Origin of the sequence: Metapseudomonas resinovorans DSM 21078 (assembly GCF_000423545.1) — a bacterium.
GTDB classification, from domain to species: domain Bacteria; phylum Pseudomonadota; class Gammaproteobacteria; order Pseudomonadales; family Pseudomonadaceae; genus Metapseudomonas; species Metapseudomonas resinovorans.
Window position 1 is genome coordinate 317,337 of the sequence record NZ_AUIE01000002.1, and the last position, 16,682, is coordinate 334,018.

At 65.2% G+C, this 16,682-nt stretch carries 18 protein-coding genes; 9 read left to right on the plus strand and 9 right to left on the minus strand.

The features are described from left to right. The first annotated feature begins 26 nt into the window (after positions 1-26). From G559_RS0104035 to G559_RS0104045, 3 genes are all read left to right on the plus strand, one after another. A complete protein-coding gene (locus G559_RS0104035) occupies positions 27-578 on the plus strand; it encodes a DNA-3-methyladenine glycosylase I (RefSeq protein ID WP_028627022.1) in 552 nt (183 codons plus the stop codon). Between the two features lie 48 nt (positions 579-626). After that, positions 627-1,514, plus strand: a complete 888-nt coding sequence (locus G559_RS0104040) for a lysophospholipid acyltransferase (protein ID WP_028627023.1) — start codon at positions 627-629, stop codon at positions 1,512-1,514. Positions 1,515-1,641: 127 nt separating this feature from the next. After that, positions 1,642-1,908, plus strand: a complete 267-nt coding sequence (locus tag G559_RS0104045) for a PilZ domain-containing protein (RefSeq protein ID WP_028627024.1) — start codon at positions 1,642-1,644, stop codon at positions 1,906-1,908. Here G559_RS0104045 and G559_RS0104050 read toward each other — a convergent pair. Further along, positions 1,905-2,771: an AraC family transcriptional regulator gene (locus G559_RS0104050; RefSeq protein ID WP_028627025.1), complete on the minus strand. Its 867-nt coding sequence runs from the start codon at positions 2,769-2,771 to the stop codon at positions 1,905-1,907. The genes G559_RS0104045 and G559_RS0104050 overlap by 4 nt on opposite strands. 149 nt (positions 2,772-2,920) lie before the next feature. On the opposite strand from G559_RS0104050, the gene G559_RS0104055 reads away from it, so the two are divergent. Further along, positions 2,921-3,628: a cysteine hydrolase gene (locus G559_RS0104055; protein WP_028627026.1), complete on the plus strand. Its 708-nt coding sequence runs from the start codon at positions 2,921-2,923 to the stop codon at positions 3,626-3,628. A gap of 41 nt (positions 3,629-3,669) precedes the next feature. Here G559_RS0104055 and G559_RS0104060 read toward each other — a convergent pair whose 3' ends face one another. The 6 genes from G559_RS0104060 to def form a co-directional block, all read right to left on the minus strand. Continuing rightward, entirely contained in the window at positions 3,670-4,416 is a 747-nt protein-coding gene (locus G559_RS0104060; RefSeq protein WP_028627027.1) for an SDR family NAD(P)-dependent oxidoreductase, read from the minus strand. A 185-nt stretch (positions 4,417-4,601) separates the two neighbouring features. Further along, on the minus strand, positions 4,602-4,925 hold the full coding sequence (locus tag G559_RS0104065; protein WP_028627028.1) for a tetratricopeptide repeat protein: 324 nt from the start codon (positions 4,923-4,925) through the stop codon (positions 4,602-4,604). Between the two features lie 11 nt (positions 4,926-4,936). Next, the gene (gene trkA / locus G559_RS0104070) at positions 4,937-6,310 is read right to left on the minus strand and encodes a Trk system potassium transporter TrkA (protein WP_028627029.1); all 1,374 of its coding nucleotides are present in this window, start codon (positions 6,308-6,310) and stop codon (positions 4,937-4,939) included. An 11-nt stretch (positions 6,311-6,321) separates the two neighbouring features. Beyond that, entirely contained in the window at positions 6,322-7,635 is a 1,314-nt protein-coding gene (gene rsmB / locus G559_RS0104075) for a 16S rRNA (cytosine(967)-C(5))-methyltransferase RsmB (protein WP_028627030.1), read from the minus strand. Further along, positions 7,632-8,576, minus strand: a complete 945-nt coding sequence (fmt, locus tag G559_RS0104080; protein ID WP_028627031.1) for a methionyl-tRNA formyltransferase — start codon at positions 8,574-8,576, stop codon at positions 7,632-7,634. The genes rsmB and fmt overlap by 4 nt, the downstream gene beginning before the upstream one ends. 54 nt (positions 8,577-8,630) lie before the next feature. Beyond that, the gene (gene def, locus G559_RS0104085; protein ID WP_028627032.1) at positions 8,631-9,137 is read right to left on the minus strand and encodes a peptide deformylase; all 507 of its coding nucleotides are present in this window, start codon (positions 9,135-9,137) and stop codon (positions 8,631-8,633) included. A gap of 141 nt (positions 9,138-9,278) precedes the next feature. On the opposite strand from def, the gene G559_RS0104090 reads away from it, so the two are divergent. From G559_RS0104090 to G559_RS0104100, 3 genes are all read left to right on the plus strand, one after another. Further along, on the plus strand, positions 9,279-10,304 hold the full coding sequence (locus tag G559_RS0104090) for a LysM peptidoglycan-binding domain-containing protein (RefSeq protein WP_028627033.1): 1,026 nt from the start codon (positions 9,279-9,281) through the stop codon (positions 10,302-10,304). A gap of 84 nt (positions 10,305-10,388) precedes the next feature. Then, entirely contained in the window at positions 10,389-11,483 is a 1,095-nt protein-coding gene (dprA, locus tag G559_RS0104095; protein ID WP_028627034.1) for a DNA-processing protein DprA, read from the plus strand. A gap of 42 nt (positions 11,484-11,525) precedes the next feature. Further along, positions 11,526-12,080, plus strand: coding sequence for an L-threonylcarbamoyladenylate synthase (locus G559_RS0104100; RefSeq protein ID WP_028627035.1), 555 nt, complete (start codon positions 11,526-11,528; stop codon positions 12,078-12,080). Here G559_RS0104100 and G559_RS0104105 read toward each other — a convergent pair. Then, a complete protein-coding gene (locus G559_RS0104105; RefSeq protein ID WP_028627036.1) occupies positions 12,070-13,047 on the minus strand; it encodes an NADPH:quinone reductase in 978 nt (325 codons plus the stop codon). The genes G559_RS0104100 and G559_RS0104105 overlap by 11 nt on opposite strands. Before the next feature lie 135 nt (positions 13,048-13,182). On the opposite strand from G559_RS0104105, the gene hemF reads away from it, so the two are divergent. Together hemF and aroE are read left to right on the plus strand one after the other, a co-directional pair. Beyond that, positions 13,183-14,103: an oxygen-dependent coproporphyrinogen oxidase gene (gene hemF, locus G559_RS0104110; RefSeq protein WP_028627037.1), complete on the plus strand. Its 921-nt coding sequence runs from the start codon at positions 13,183-13,185 to the stop codon at positions 14,101-14,103. Then, on the plus strand, positions 14,103-14,927 hold the full coding sequence (gene aroE, locus G559_RS0104115) for a shikimate dehydrogenase (RefSeq protein ID WP_028627038.1): 825 nt from the start codon (positions 14,103-14,105) through the stop codon (positions 14,925-14,927). The genes hemF and aroE overlap by 1 nt, the downstream gene beginning before the upstream one ends. Before the next feature lie 121 nt (positions 14,928-15,048). Here aroE and G559_RS0104120 read toward each other — a convergent pair whose 3' ends face one another. Then, entirely contained in the window at positions 15,049-16,608 is a 1,560-nt protein-coding gene (locus tag G559_RS0104120; RefSeq protein WP_028627039.1) for a SulP family inorganic anion transporter, read from the minus strand. Between the last annotated feature and the right edge of the window lie 74 nt (positions 16,609-16,682).

Genomic DNA, 16,682 nt, shown 5'->3' on the forward strand with positions numbered 1-16,682 from the left:
CTCGCCGCAACCGCATGGAAAGCCTTATGCCACGCTGCTTCTGGTGCAATGACGACCCCCTCTACATCGCCTACCACGACACCGAATGGGGCGTACCGCTGAAGGACCCGGCGGCGCTCTTCGAACTGCTTCTGCTGGAGGGCTTCCAGGCTGGCCTGTCCTGGATCACCGTGCTGAAGAAACGCGAGCGCTACCGCGAGGTCATGTTCGGTTTCGACCCCCGACGCCTGGCGGTGATGAGCGATGAGGAGATCGAGAAGCTGATGCAGGACCCGGGCATCATCCGCAACTTCCTCAAGCTCAAGGCCGCGCGGCAGAACGCCCAGGCCTGGCTGCGCCAGGAAGACCCGGTGACGCTGCTCTGGTCGTTCGTCGGCGGCAAACCGAAGGTCAACCACTTCAGCGAGCGCGGCCAGGTCCCTGCGGTCACCCCTGAGGCCGAAGCCATGAGCCGCGCGCTGAAGAAGGCCGGCTTCACCTTCGTCGGCCCGACCATCTGCTACGCCTTCATGCAGGCCGCCGGCATGGTCATGGATCACACCACCGACTGCGACCGTTATCGCGAGCTGACCCTGTGATCCGGTGCGAGGGTAGAATGCGCGCTTTCGAACGTCCTGGAGTTGCCTGTGGATAAGTTGAAAGGTGCGCTGATTGTCGGCTTCCTGCGCCTCTTCGCGATGTTGCCTTGGCGCGCCGTGCAAGCGGTTGGCGCGACCATTGGCTGGCTGATGTGGAAGCTGCCGAACCGTTCCCGCGACGTGGTGCGGATCAACCTGTCCAAGTGCTTCCCCGAGTGGTCGCCGGCCGAGCTGGATCAGCGGGTTGGCCAGAGCCTGAAGGACATCGGCAAGACCTTCACCGAAAGCGCCTGCGCCTGGATCTGGCCCGCGGAAAAGTCCATCGGCCTGGTGCGCGAAGTGGAAGGCCTGGATGTGCTGCACGAGGCGCTGGCCAGCGGCAAGGGTGTAGTCGGCATCACCAGCCATCTGGGTAACTGGGAAGTGCTCAACCACTTCTACTGCGCCCAGTGCAAACCCATCATTTTCTACCGCCCGCCGAAGCTGAAGGCGGTGGACGAGCTGCTGCAGAAGCAGCGTGTGCAGTTGGGGAATCGCGTGGCACCGTCGACCAAGGAAGGCATCCTCAGCGTCATCAAGGAAGTGCGCAAGGGCGGTGCCGTGGGCATTCCCGCGGACCCGGAGCCGAGTCTGTCGGCGGGCGTCTTCGTGCCCTTCCTCGGTACCCAGGCGCTGACCAGCAAGTTCGTCCCCGGCATGCTCGCCGGTGGCAAGGCGCGTGGCGTGTTCCTCCATGCCTTGCGCCTGCCCGATGGTTCGGGTTTCAAGGTGATCCTCGAAGCCGCCCCCGAAGGGATGTACAGCGAGAATGTCGAGGAAGGCGTCGCCGCCATGAGTCAGGTCGTTGAGAGGTACGTGCGGGCCTACCCGACCCAGTACATGTGGAGCATGAAGCGCTTCAAGAAACGTCCCGAGGGCGAGACGAAGTGGTACTGACGAAGAAGGCGCCGGAAGGCGCCTTTTTCATGGGTCGGATCATCGCTCGCCCGCAGAAGGGTTGAATCCGGGCGCAATTCGCCGTATTAACGACGGCAGCAAAAACGGCTCAGGATGATGCGATCCCATGGCGAACCAGCGTCAATTTCCCCGAACTCCGATGAAATGCAGGATCAAGATCAGCCACCCGAGCTTCGGCGACCTGATTGCCCAGACCCGCGACCTGTCCGATGGCGGCGTCTATGTCCGCCATCCCGATCTGGCCACCCTGTCCGTCGGCAGCATTGTTTGCGGCCAGGTGCAGGATCTGCCGATCGAGGCGCCGATCCTGCAGATGGAAGTGATGCGCGTGGACACGGAGGGCGCCGGGTTCTGTTTCCTCGACAGCGACTAGTCGTCCGCAGCGGTGATGCGCACCTTTACTGTTGGTGCCTCACGCGTGTCCTGGCGCAGCCATTCCGCCGGTGGGCATCCCACCAGGCTGGCGAAGGTTCTGGAAAAGGACGCTTGCGAACTGTAGCCCACAGCGTCTGCTACCACCTTGATCGGCACTCCGTCTCGCAGCAGGTCCTGGGCGACTTTCATGCGCCAGCCGCTCAGATAGCCCATGGGCGAGACGCCCAGCACCCGGCTGAACCAGGCGGAGAACTTCGAGCGCGACATCGCCGCCAGCCCCGCCATCCGCTCCACGCTCCAGTCCGTTTCGGGCTCGCCATGCAGCCGGCTCAATACGGCACCCAGGCGAGGGTCCTGCAACGCGTAGAACAGACCACCGGCGATCCTGCCGTCCTGGACTGCCCGCCGCACCAGCAGCACGAAGAGATACTCGAACAGCAGGTTCAGCGCCTTGGCGCGACCTGGCGCCTGGTCCTGGAACTCCTCCACCAGGGCACGGATTACCGGCAACGCGTGGCCCAGGGCGTCGAGCGGGAACACCAGGGTTTCTTCCAGCCCGAGGGGAAGAGGCTGCGCCGTGCCCTTGCCGAACTGGAAGGAAGCGCAGATCAGCTCGGCTCCTTCCGTGGAGCTGGAACGCAACTGGTAACGGCAGCTACTCGGGCAGAACAGCACACTTGGCTGGCTGATCGACACTTTCGGCATGCCCGGCTGGATCAAGTCGAGGCCGCCACGCTCCACCAGATGGATGAATGCCATCCCGGGCGGCTTGTCGAGCATCAGGGCGCCGTCCACGCGGCCGGCGAAGAACAGTCGGCCCTGGAGATTGGTGCGTTCGAAAAACTCGGAAAGGACATCCATCGGGGACAACCTGGCAAAGATCCTGTACGTCCTGGGAAAAGCCGTCGGGGGCACGGCCATAGGATGAACTCAAGCCGATGGTAGCCATCCAGAAGACCGGCTGCCATGGCCTTGCGCGATTTATCCACAGCCCACAGGAGTTCACCCTCATGAGCCAGACATCCCCCTACGCCGATCCCCTCGAACCCGCGCTGCCCGACCCGGGCATGAAGCTCGACCTGTCCCGCGCCGCGCTGGTGGTCATCGACCCACAGATCGACTTCCTCAGTCCTGAAGGGGTGAGCTGGAGTGTGTTCGGCAAGAGCATCACCGAGCACGATACGGTCAAGCACATCGGCCAGCTCTTCGCCGCCGCCAAGACGGCCGGCATCACGGTTGCCGTATCGCCGCACTACTACTACCCCAGCGACCACCAGTGGCAGTTCGGCGGACCGCTGGAGAAAGTCATGCACAACATCGGCATGTTCGACCGCAAGGGTCCGTTGAACCTTGAGGGCTTCGAGAACTCCGGCGCGGACTTCCTGCCCGAGTACAAGCCCTACATCCTCGACGGAAAGACCATCATCACCTCGCCGCACAAAGTCTATGGTCCGGAAACCAATGACCTGGCGCTGCAACTGCGCAAGCACGGCGTGTCGCAGGTGATCCTGGCCGGTATGGCCGCCAACCTCTGTGTCGAATCCCACCTGCGAGAGTTGCTGGAAACCGGGTTTGAAGTCGCGGTGGTGCGTGACGCCACGGCGGGTCCGACGACCCCGGAAGGCGATGGCTATCTGGCCGCGTTGATCAACTTCCGGTTCATCGCCAATGCGCTGTGGACCACCGAACAGACCCTCGGCTACCTGCGCGGCCAATGATCCGGAGCCCCGCCGCTTTCGGGCGGCGGGGCGAAGGGCGTTCAGCGCAGGGTATAGCCGCTGTCCACAACCAGGTCCTGGCCGTACAGACCGCGTGCAGCGGGCGAGAGCAGGAAGAGGATGACATCGGCCACGGCCGCGGGTTCGAGGAAGCGGCCACCCAGCAGGCGTTGGTTCACGGTGCCGGCCACTGCCGCCAGATCGTCGCTGCCCAAGCCCAAGGTCGACCAGATCGGCGTATTGGTGGGTCCCGGCGATACCAGGTTCAGCCGCACTTGGCGCTCGGCCATTTCCACAGCCAGCGTGCGGACCTGGGCCTTCAGTGCGGTCTTCGAGGCGATATAGGCAGCGAGACCGGGGAAGGTCACATGAGACAAGAAGGTGCCGATAAAAACCACCGAGGCCGATGGCGCCAACCGCTCGCGTAGGGCGGCGAGCGTATCGAGGGCACCGGCGCCATTCACGGCCCACTGCGCCGCGAAGGCTGCGGTGTCCAGGCCGTCGGCCAGGCGTGCAATTCCCGCATTGGGCACCAGGCAGTCGACCTGGCCCAGACTCCCGGCCACTTCCGCCAAAGCGGCCAGATCGGCAGCGCGGGTGACATCGCCAGGTTGCCAGGTCAGGGTTTGGTCGTAGCGCGTCAGGAGGCTGCCCAGCTCCCCCAGGGTTCGGCTCATGGCCAGGACGCGCGCACCTTGCGCCAGCAGTTTCTCGGTGACGGACAAACCGATGCCCGAGCTGGCTCCGGTGACCACGGCAAGGCGATTTTCGAAGGGTTGTTGTGACATGACGGGGATTCCTGTTCCAGAGGAAAGAACGCGGCTTCGCCGCGACCCGGGCTGGAAAACAAGAATCGGGCCATTCGATCTGGCCAATAAAATCAATTACTTGGAATTAAATATGTCCTAATGACTGCGACCTTTCGTAGTCATTAGGACATTTTGTGGAGTCTTAATGACTCACAGCCTGTTGATCAGGCCGAAGCGTCCCCGCGCTTGTCCAGGCGCTTGAGGAAAACGGTCATCTCCTTTTCCGCCTGCTTGTCGCCGTGGGCGCGGGCGGCATCCAGGCCCTGGGTCCAGGCTTCACGTGCAGCGGGGATGTCGCCCTGCGTCTCCAGGGCTTTGCCCAGCAGCTTCCAGGCGGCGGAGTACTTCGGGTCTTGCTCGACGCAGCGGCGCAAGTGCAGGGCAGCCTTGGCGGCATCGCCCTGGTCGAGGTAGCCCTTGCCCAGGCCGAAGCGCAACAGGGCGTTGTCTACGCCCTTGGCCAGCATCTTTTCCAGTCCTTCGAGCATGCTGTGTCCCCTTAGAAGAAGGTCAGGCCAACCTGGAACAGGCGCTCGGCGTCGCGGATGTACTTCTTGTCCACCAGGAAGAGGATCACGTGGTCGCCCGACTCGATCACCGTATCGTCGTGGGCGATCAGCACTTCCTCGTCGCGGATGATGGCGCCAATGGTGGTACCTGGCGGCAGGGCGATGTCCTCGATCATCTTGCCCACTACCTTGCTCGACTTGGCGTCGCCATGGGCGATGGCTTCGATGGCCTCGGCCGCGCCGCGGCGCAGGGAGTGCACGCTGACGATATCGCCACGGCGCACGTGGGTCAGCAGGGTGCCGATGGTGGCCAGCTGCGGGCTGATGGCGATGTCGATATCGCCGCCCTGCACCAGGTCCACGTACGCCGGGTTGTTGATGATGGTCATCACCTTCCGCGCACCCAGGCGCTTGGCCAGCAGCGAGGACATGATGTTGGCCTCGTCGTCGTTGGTCAGCGCCAGGAAGATATCCGCATCGTTGATGTTCTCTTCCACCAGCAGGTCGCGGTCGGAGGCGCTGCCTTGCAGCACGATGGTGCTGTCGAGGACTTCCGAGAGATGACGGCAGCGTGCCGGACTCATCTCGATGATTTTCACCTGGTAACGGCTTTCGATGGCCTCGGCCAGGCGTTCGCCGATGTGCCCGCCGCCCGCGATCACCACGCGCTTGTAACTGTCTTCCAGGCGGCGCAGTTCGCTCATCACGGCACGGATATGCGCCTTGGCGGCAATGAAGAAGACTTCGTCGTCGGCCTCGATCACGGTATCGCCCTTGGGCAGGATCGGCCGGTTGCGGCGGAAGATGGCGGCCACGCGCGTATCCACGTTGGGCATGTGCTCGCGGATCTGTCGCAACTCCTGCCCCACCAGCGGGCCGCCGTAGTACGCCTTGACCCCCACCAACTGGGCCTTGCCCTCGGCGAAGTCGATCACCTGCAGCGCGCCGGGATACTCGATCAGGCGCTTGATGTAGTTGGTGACCACCTGTTCGGGGCTGATCAACACGTCCACCGGGATGGCTTCGTTATCGAACAGGCCGGTACGGGTCAGGTAGGCCGCTTCACGCACCCGGGCGATCTTGGTGGGCGTGTGGAAGAGGGTGTAGGCCACCTGGCAGGCGACCATGTTCACCTCGTCGCTGTTGGTCACTGCCACCAGCATGTCGGCGTCGTCGGCACCGGCCTGGCGCAGCACGGTGGGGAAGGACCCCTTGCCCTGGACGGTGCGGATGTCCAGGCGATCGCCGAGATCGCGCAGGCGGTCACCGTCGGTGTCGACCACGGTGATGTCGTTGGCTTCCCCCGACAGGTGTTCGGCGAGGGTGCCGCCAACCTGGCCGGCGCCGAGAATGATGATCTTCACTGCAGACTCCCTTAGCCGCGGGGCGAAGCGGCGATCTTGACCAGCTTGGCATAGTAGAAACCGTCATGGCTGTCTTCTTGTGCCAGCAATTGGCGGCCATGGGGTTGTTTCAATCCGAACGGACCGGGGATGTCCAGTTCGCGGGCCCCCGGGGTGCGAGCAAGGAAGGCGGCGATGTTGTCGCTGTTTTCCGGGGGCAGCGTGGAGCAGGTGGCGTAGAGCAGCACGCCGCCCACCTCCAGGGTCTGCCAGAGAGCGTCTAGCAGCTCGCCCTGAAGCTTGGCCAGCGCGCCGATGTCCTCTTCCTTGCGTGTCAACTTGATATCCGGGTGACGGCGGATCACGCCGGTGGCCGAACAGGGCGCGTCGAGAAGAATGCGCTGGAACGGTTTGCCGTCCCACCAGCTTGCGGTGTCGCGGCCGTCGGCGGCGATCAGGCGGGCATCCAGGCCGAGGCGTGCGAGGTTTTCGCGCACGCGCACCAGGCGGCTTTCCTCCAGGTCCACGCCCAGCACTTCGGCCAGGCCGGGCTCGGCTTCCAGCAGGTGGCAAGTCTTGCCGCCCGGTGCACAGCAGGCATCCAGCACGCGTTGGCCGGGGGCCAGTTCCAGCAGGTCGGCGGCCAGTTGCGCGGCTTCGTCCTGCACGCTGACGCGGCCTTCGGCGAAGCCTGGCAGGGTCTTCACATCGCAGGCTTCGGCCAGGCGGATGCCGTCGCGGCTGAACGTGCAGGGCTCGGCGGCGATGCCGGCGGCGGCCAGTTCAGCCAGGTAGGCGTCGCGGCTGCCATGGCGGCGATTGACGCGAAGGATAAGCGGTGGGTGGGCGTTGTTCGCTGCGCAGACCGCTTCCCAGTGCTCCGGCCAGGCGGCCTTGAGTGCTTTCTGCAGCCAGCGTGGGTGGGCGGTGCGCGCTGCCGGGTCGCGTTCCAGCTCGGCGAATATCGTCTCGCCATCGCGCTGGGCGTTGCGCAGCACGGCGTTGATCAATCCCTTGGCCCAAGGCTTCTTCAGCTTGTCCGCGCAGCCGACGGTTTCACCGATGGCGGCGTGGGCGGGAATGCGGGTGTAGAAGAGCTGGTAGAGGCCCACCAGCAGCAGGGCTTCCACATCTTTGTCAGCGGCCTTGAAAGGCTTTTGCAAGAGGCGTTCGGCCAGGGCGGCAAGGCGTGGTTGCCAGCGGGCGGCGCCGAAGGCGAGGTCCTGGGCCAGTGCGCGGTCGCGGGGCTCCACCTTGTCCAACTGGGGCGGCAGGCTGCCGCCCAGGGAGGCTTTGCCGGAGAGTACCGCGGTCAGTGCGCGGGCAGCGGCGAGACGGGGGTTCATGCGCCCAGTACCTTGCCCAGGGCGAACTGCTCGCGGCGGCTGTTGTAAAGGTCGGCGAAGTTCAGTGGCTTGCCGCCGGGCAATTGCAGGCGGGTCAGGCGCAGGGCACCTCCGCCACAGGCGACGGTCAGGCCGTCCTTGCTGGCGGCGAGTATCTGGCCGGGCTGGCCCTTGCCCTCACCGAGCACAGCGGCTATCAGCTTCAAGGGTTCGCCATCGAGCGTGCTGTGGCAGATGGGCCAAGGGTTGAAGGCGCGCACCAGGCGTTCCAGCTCAACTGCCGGGCGACCCCAGTCGAGGCGCGCCTCGTCCTTGTTCAACTTGTGGGCGTAATTGGCTAGCGCATCGTCCTGGACTTCACCCTGCAAGGTGCCGGCGGCCAGCCCTTCGATGGCTTCCAGCACGGCCTTCGGGCCGAGTTGGGCGAGGCGGTCATGGAGGCTGCCGCCGGTGTCTTCTGCACTGATCGGTGTGGTGACCTTGAGCAGCATCGGACCGGTGTCGAGGCCGGCCTCCATTTGCATCACGGTGACACCGCTCTCCACATCGCCCGCCTGCACCGCGCGCTGGATCGGTGCGGCGCCGCGCCAGCGTGGCAGCAGCGAGGCGTGGCTGTTGATGCAGCCCAGGCGCGGGGTATCGAGCACCACCTGAGGCAGGATCAGGCCGTAGGCAACCACCACCATCAGGTCTGCATCGAGGCCCTTGAGCTCGGCCTGGGCGGCCGGGTCGCGCAGGGTCGGCGGCTGCAGCACCGGGATGCCGTGTTCCACGGCCAGCTGTTTCACCGGGCTCGGCATCAGCTTCTGCCCACGACCGGCCGGGCGGTCCGGCTGGGTGTAGACGGCGATGACCTGGTGGCGGGAGTCGAGCAGGGCTTTGAGGTGCTCCGCGGCGAATTCCGGGGTGCCGGCGAAGACGAGGCGCAAGGGCTCAGTCATGGGTACTCGCTAAAGAAAAAGGCTTGCCGGAGCAAGCCTTTGGGATCGAGGGAATCAAGCCTGCTGGCGATGTTGCTTTTCCAGCTTCTTCTTGATGCGGTCGCGCTTGAGGGACGACAGGTAGTCGACGAAGAGCTTGCCGTTGAGGTGGTCGCATTCGTGCTGGATGCACACGGCCAGCAAGCCCTCGGCGATCAGCTCATAGGGCTGGCCGTCGCGGTCCAGGGCCTTGATCTTCACCTTCTGCGGACGATCGACGTTTTCATAGAAGCCCGGTACCGAAAGGCAGCCTTCCTGATACTGGTCCATCTGGTCGGTCAGGGTTTCGAACTCGGGGTTGATGAAGACCCGCGGCTCGGACTTGTCTTCGGACAGGTCCATCACCACCACGCGCTTGTGAACGTTCACCTGGGTGGCGGCCAGGCCGATACCCGGAGCGTCGTACATGGTTTCGAACATGTCGTCGATCAGCTGGCGGATGGAGTCGTCGACCACCTCAACCGGTTTGGCAATGGTGCGCAACCGCGGATCGGGGAACTCGAGAATGTTCAGAATCGCCATATGCGTTTGTGATGCACTTGTGGAATAAGTTAAAAATCCGCTGCTAAGATGGTGAGCAGCATCGAAAAACGGCTGAAGAGCCCGGTTGGGGCGGCTCTCAGGGCGTTGCATGTGAATGAACATAATAAAGGGATTCACCGCATGAGGAAATCACTACTCGCCCTGCTGCTCCTGGCCGCCAGTGGCCTGACCCAGGCTGCGGTGGAACTCAAGGAAGGGCATCCGGAGCGCTATACCGTCGTCAAGGGCGACACGCTCTGGGATATTTCTGGCAAGTTCCTGCGCCAGCCGTGGAAGTGGCCGGAAATCTGGCACGCCAACCCGCAGATCGAAAACCCGCACCTGATCTATCCCGGCGACATGCTGAGCCTCGTCTATGTCGACGGCCAGCCGCGCCTGATGCTGAACCGCGGCGCTTCCCGCGGCACGATCAAGCTCTCGCCCCAGGTGCGCAGCACGCCGATGGCGGAAGCCATTCCGACGATCCCGCTGGAAGCCATCAACGCTTTCCTGCTGACCAACCGCATCATCGACGATCCCAAGGAATTCGAAACCGCTCCCTACATCGTCGCCGGCAATGCCGAGCGCGTGGTCAGCGGCGCCGGTGATCGTGTCTATGCCCGTGGCAACTTCTCCCAGGAACAGCCGGTCTACGGCATCTTCCGCCAGGGCAAGACCTACGTGGACCCGGAATCCAAGGAGTTCCTCGGTGTTAACGCCGACGACATCGGCGGCGGCGAGATGGTGGCCGACGAAGGCGATATCGGCACCCTGCTACTGTCCCGTTCCACCCAGGAAGTGCGCCTGGGCGACCGCCTGTTCCCAACCGAGGAACGCGCGATCAACTCCACGTTCATGCCCAGCGCGCCGGAGCGTGACATCAACGGCGTGATCCTCGACGTACCGCGTGGTGTGACCCAGATCGGCCAGTTCGATGTGGTGACCATCAACAAGGGCAAGCGCGACGGCCTGGTGGAAGGCAACGTGCTGGCGGTCTACAAAACCGGCGAAACCGTACGTGACCGCGTCACCGACGAATTCATCAAGATCCCCGACGAGCGCGCCGGCCTGCTGATGGTGTTCCGCACCTACGACAAGCTCAGCTACGGCCTGGTCCTCGCTGCCACCCGCCAGTTGGCGGTGCTGGACAAGGTACACAACCCGTAACACCTCCAAGCCCCCGCCCTGCGGGGGCTTGTTGTATTGATGGCGGTCCTGCCGCAATCGCGGCGCGATCAAGGACCGATCGACGTGCCATCAATCTCCCCTGCCGAGCTGGAAGCTCGACTGCGTCTGCACCACCTCCCCGAACTCGGCCCTGCCCGTTTCCGTCGCCTGCTGGAAGCCTTCGGCTCCGCGTCCGCTGCCCTCAGCGCGCCGGCTGCCGCGTGGCGTTCCCTGGGCCTGCCGGGAGCCTCCGCCGACCCGCGGCGCAGCCCGGAAATCCGTGATGCCGCGGCGCGCGCCCTGGCCTGGCTGGAGCAGCCCGGCCACCAGGTGCTGTGTTGGGATGACCCCGCCTACCCCGCCCTGCTCGCTGAACTGAGCAACGCGCCGCCACTGCTCTATGTCGCCGGCGACGCCACGCTACTGGAGCGTCCGCAGCTGGCGCTGGTTGGCAGCCGCCGCGCCTCGGCTGCCGGCCTGGATACTGCCCGTGCCTTTGCCCGCAGCCTGGCGGGCGGAGGATTCGTCATCACCAGCGGACTGGCCCTGGGCATCGATGGCGCGGCCCACCAGGGGACGCTGGAGGTCGGAGGCGCAACGGTGGCGGTGCTCGGGACTGGCCTAGAGCGCATCTACCCCAACCGCCACCGCAGCCTGGCGGCGCGCATCGTCGATGAAGGCGGTGCGCTGGTATCCGAACTGCCGTTGGACTGCCCCCCGCAACCGGCCAACTTCCCCCGGCGCAATCGCATCATCAGCGGCCTATCCCTCGGCGTGTTGGTCGTCGAGGCCAGCCCCTCCAGCGGCTCGCTGATCACCGCACGCCTGGCCGCTGAACAGGGCCGTGAGGTCTACGCCATTCCCGGCTCCATCCACCATCCCGGCGCGCGCGGCTGTCACCAATTGATCCGCGAAGGCGCGACCCTGGTGGAAAAGGTGGAGGACATCCTTGAGGCGCTGCGCGGCTGGCAGGTCATGCCTTCGGAGCCCCAGTCCGATGCCCCGACGCAGGGCGACCATCCGCTGCTCGAACTGCTGCGTGCTGCGCCCTACAGCAGCGAAGGGCTGGCCGCGGCCAGTGGCTGGGAGCTGCCGCGCCTGCTCGCCGAACTCACCGATCTGGAGCTGCTGGGCCGCGTCGCCCGTGAGGCCGGCTGCTGGGTGCATCGCCAAGGTTGAGCCCTGTACACTTTGCCGATCCAGTATTGCGGGGAGCGGTTGATGGTCAGCAATTGGCGTGTGCAGCAAGTGGCGCGGGTCGTGCGTGAAGGTGGTGTGATCGCCTATCCGACCGAGGCGGTCTGGGGGCTGGGTTGCGATCCCTGGAACGAAGACGCGGTGTATCGGCTGCTGGCGCTCAAGGAGCGTCCCGTGGAGAAGGGGCTGATCCTGGTGGCGGACAACATCCGCCAGTTCGACTTCCTTCTCGAAGGCCTGCCGGACGCCTGGATCGACCAGCTCGCCAGCAGCTGGCCCGGCCCGAACACCTGGCTGGTGCCGCACCAGGACCTGCTGCCCGAATGGATTACCGGCCAGCACGACAGCGTCGCCCTGCGCGTCAGCGACCACCCCTTGGTACGCGACCTCTGCGCCCACACCGGGCCGCTGGTATCCACTTCCGCCAACCCGTCTGGCCGCCCCGCCGCCTACTCGCGCCTGCGCGTGCAGCAGTATTTCGGCGACGAGCTGGACGCGGTGCTGGGCGGCGCCCTTGGCGGGCGTCGCAATCCCAGCGTGATCCGCGACCTGGTCAGCGGCCGCGTGCTCAGGGGATAAGCACAGTCGATCCGGTGGTCTGGCGGTTGGCCAGGGCCGTGTGTGCCTTGGCCGCGTCGGCCAGGGCGAAGCGCTGGTTCACCTCCACCTTGATGCGGCCATCGGCGATCAGCCCGAACAACTCATCCGCCATCGCCTGCAGGCGCTCCGGCGTGCTGGCGTAGCCGAACAGCGTCGGCCGGGTGACGAAGAGCGAGCCTTTCTGCGCGAGGATGCCCAGATTGACCCCGGTGACCGGCCCCGAGGCGTTGCCGAAGCTCACCATCAGGCCGCGTGGGGCCACGCAGTCCAGCGACGTTTCCCAGGTGTCCTTGCCCACCGAGTCGTAGACCACCGGGCACTTGGCGCCGTGGGTGAGTTCCTGCACGCGCTGAACGACGTTTTCATGGCTGTAGTCGATGGTCGCCCAAGCGCCGTTGGCCTTGGCTTGCGCGGCTTTCTCCGCGGAGCTGACGGTACCGATCAGCTTCACGCCCAGCGCGCGCGCCCACTGGCAGGCGATGAGGCCGACCCCACCGGCGGCGGCATGGAAGAGAATGGTTTCTCCGCCTTTGAGTTCGTAGGTCTGGCGCAGCAGGTACTGCACGGTCAGGCCCTTGAGCATCACGGCGGCGGCCTGCTCGAAGCTGATGCTGTCCGGCAGGCGCACCAGCTTGTCCGCAGGCAGCACATGCAGCTCGCTGTAAGCGCCTAGCGGACCGGTGGCGTAGGCGACGCGGTCGCCCACCTTGAACTGGGTGACCGCGCTGCCGACCGCTTCCACTTCGCCCGCGCCTTCTGTGCCCAGGCTGGTGGGGAAATTCGGTGCCGGATAGAGGCCGCTGCGGTAATAGGTGTCGATGAAGTTGAGGCCGATGGCGCGATTGCGCACCCGCACTTCCTGCGGCCCCGGTTCCTCCGGCTGGTACTCCGCGTACTCGAGGACCTCCGGACCGCCATAGGCGGAGAACTGGATGCGTCTGGTCATGCTTGCAACCTCCTGGTCGGAAAAGCTCTCATCCAACGCCTCCCCTTGATTTCCGTCAAGCTGCCCGGGCCCTTGGGCGGTGGTATGCTTGCCTGCTCATTTTTCCGCCACCTAACCGCTGCCAGGGTTGACCACGTGACTGACCGTATCGAGGCCGTGAAGGCCTACCTGCTCGATCTGCAAGACCGCATCTGCGCCGCACTCGCGGCCGAAGACGGCAAGACCGACTTTTACGAAGATGCCTGGACTCGTCCCGCTGGTGGCGGCGGCCGCACCCGGGTGATCGAGAACGGCGGACTGATCGAGAAGGGCGGCGTGAACTTCTCCCATGTGTTCGGCGCCAACCTGCCGCCGTCGGCCAGTGCCCACCGCCCGGAACTGGCCGGTCGCGGCTTCCAGGCCCTCGGTGTATCCCTGGTGATCCACCCGGAAAACCCCCATGTGCCCACCTCCCACGCCAACGTGCGCTTCTTCTGCGCCGAGAAGGAAGGCGAAGAACCCGTCTGGTGGTTCGGCGGCGGCTTCGACCTGACCCCCTATTACGCCGTCGAGGAAGACTGCGTGTTCTGGCACAAGGTCGCCCGCGACGCCTGCGCGCCCTTTGGTGCCGACGTCTACCCGCGCTACAAGGAATGGTGCGACCGCTACTTCCATCTCAAGCATCGCAACGAACCGCGCGGCATTGGCGGCCTGTTCTTCGACGACCTGAACCAGTGGGACTTCGACACCAGTTTCGCCTTCATGCGCGCCATCGGCGATGCCTACCTGGAGGCCTACCTGCCGATCCTGAGGAAGCGCAAGGACACGCCCTACACCGAGCAGCAGCGCGAGTTCCAGGCGTTCCGTCGTGGCCGCTATGTGGAGTTCAACCTGGTGTTCGACCGCGGCACCCTTTTCGGCCTGCAGTCCGGCGGCCGTACCGAGTCCATCCTCATGTCCCTGCCGCCGCAGGTGCGCTGGGGTTATGACTGGAAGCCGGAAGCGGGCAGCGAAGAGGCGCGCCTGACCGAGTATTTCCTCAAGGACCGCGACTGGCTGAAGGAGGCAGGTCTCTGATGGATAGCTACTGCGTCTTCGGCAACCCCATCGGCCACAGCAAGTCGCCGCTGATCCACCGCCTGTTCGCGGAGCAGACTGGCCAGCAGCTTACGTACGAAGCCGTACTGGCGCCGCTGGACGACTTCACCGGTTGTGCCCGCCAGTTCTTCGAAACCGGCAAGGGCGGCAACGTCACCGTGCCGTTCAAGGAACAGGCCTATCAACTCGCCGGTAGCCTCAGCGCCCGCGCCCAACGTGCCGGCGCGGTGAACACCCTGAAAAAGCTCGATGACGACAGCCTGCTCGGTGACAACACCGACGGCGCCGGGCTGGTGCGCGACCTCACCCGCAACGCCGGTCTGAGTCTCAGCGGCAAACGCATCCTGCTGTTGGGTGCCGGTGGCGCCGCGCGCGGGGTGATCGAGCCGATCCTCGCGGAAAAGCCGGCGGCCCTGGTGATTGCCAACCGCACCGTGGAAAAGGCCGAAGCCCTGGCTCAGTTGTTCGCTGAACTGGGCCCTGTTTCCGCCAGTGGTTTCGACTGGCTGGAAGAGCCGGTGGACCTGATCATCAACGGCACCTCGGCAAGCCTTGCCGGTGATCTGCCGCCCATCTCGCCCAGCCTGATCAAGCCAGGTCACACCGTCTGCTACGACATGATGTACGGCAAGGAAATGACTGCCTTCAACCGTTGGGCCGCCGAGCAAGGTGCCGCGCGTACCCTGGATGGCCTGGGCATGCTGGTGGAGCAGGCGGCCGAAGCCTTCCTGCTCTGGCGCGGCGTACTGCCCGACAGCGGCCCGGTGCTGGTCGAACTGCGTCGGCAGCTGGCGCAAGGCTGACTGCAGGAGCGAGGGTTAGGCTGAGCTTTTGGATGGGTCGGGCGGCGTTCCGCGAGCGGAGCGATACCCATGCTGCTGCGCAGAGTTTGATGGGTATCGCAGGCTCCACCCATCCTACAGGTCAACTCTCGATCAGCAGGCCGCTGCTCTCGCCTTCCAGCTTGCGCAGCTCTCGCTCCACTTGTGGCCTGGCCCGGCGCAGCACCAGGCGGCGCCCTTCCCCGCCCAGGCGCCGCGCTTCGTCGTGGAGCATGCTCACGCCGGCGTAGTCGATGAAGTTCACATGGTGGGCGTCCAGCACCAGGCGCCCGGCGCGGCTGCGCTGAATCAGCTTTTGCAGGTACGGACAGGCGCCGAAGAAGATCGACCCTTCGATGCGCAGTACTTCGGCATCCCCCTCCTTCGCCTGCAGCACCCGTGGCTGCGAAGTGCGTTTCAGGTAGAAGAACAACGAGGCCAGCACCCCGGCGTAGATGGCCGTCTGCAACTCCAGCAGCAGCGTCGCGATGCAGGTCAGCGCCATTACCGCGAACTCTGCCCGGCTGACCCGCCAGAGCTGGCGCACACTGCGCCTGTCCAGCAGCCCCCAGCAAATCAGCAGGATGCTCGCCGCCATCGCCGGCAGTGGGATGTGGGCGATCAGCCGAGCACCCAGCAAGGCGAACAGTGCCACCCAGAGCGCCGAAAACACGCCGGCCAGCGGCGATTGGGCGCCGGCCTGGAGATTCAGCGCGGAACGTGTGAAAGAGCCTGCCGAGAGGTAGCCGGAGAACCAGGCACCGATCAGGTTGGACAGGCCCTGGCCACGGCTTTCCTGGTTGGCATCCAGCACCTGTCGCGATTGGCTGGCGAGGGCGCGGGCGATGGACAGGCTGGTGACCAGACCGAGCAGGCCGCACGCCACGGCCGATGGCAGCAGGTGCAGCACGTCCTCGGCGTCGATACGAATCGAGGCAAGCGGCGGCAGGCTACCGCTGAAGGGGTGCACCCGTTCGACGCCAGCGAAGGTGGTGGGCAGCGCCAGCACCAGGAGGCTGCCGCCGATAATGCCGATCAGCAGCGCCGGCAGGCGCGGCCACAGGCTGCGCACCAGGACGGAAAGACCGAAGGTGAAGGCCGCCACTGCCAGCGATGGCCAGTGCACTTCGCGCACATGTCTGGCCAACTCCAGAGCGCTCTGCCAGGCCGTGGCGCGCCCCTCCAGATTGGCCAGGCCGAGCAGGTTGGGTACCTGGCCGAGGGCGATCACCAATGCCGCACCCAGGGTGAAGCCGAGTACCACCGACTGGGAGACGAAGTTGGCCAGGGAGCCAAAACGCAGAATGCCCAGCAGCCATTGGAAGGCGCCGGCGAGAAACGTCAGCAACAGCACCAGCCCGATGTAGTCCTGGCTACCCGGCAGGGCCAGCGGGCTGACGCTGGCGAAGAGCACGACCGAAATGGCTGCGGTCGGTCCGCAGATCAAGTGCCGCGACGACCCCCAGAGGCAGGCGATGATCACCGGCACCACCGCAGCATAGAGCCCGTACTCCGCCGGCAGCCCGGCGATCAGCGCGTAGGCGATGGACTGCGGCAGGGCGAGGATGGCGCCGGTCAGGCCCACCAGTGCGTCGCGACCGAGGCTGCGGGGACGCGTTGCGGGTAGCCAGTGCAGGAAGGGAAAGAGGTCGGCGAATTTCACGTCGGGTGAGGCTCTCGTAGGGGCGAATTCATTCGCCAGGCAGGCCGAAGGCCTGCCATTCGGGATCAACGGGG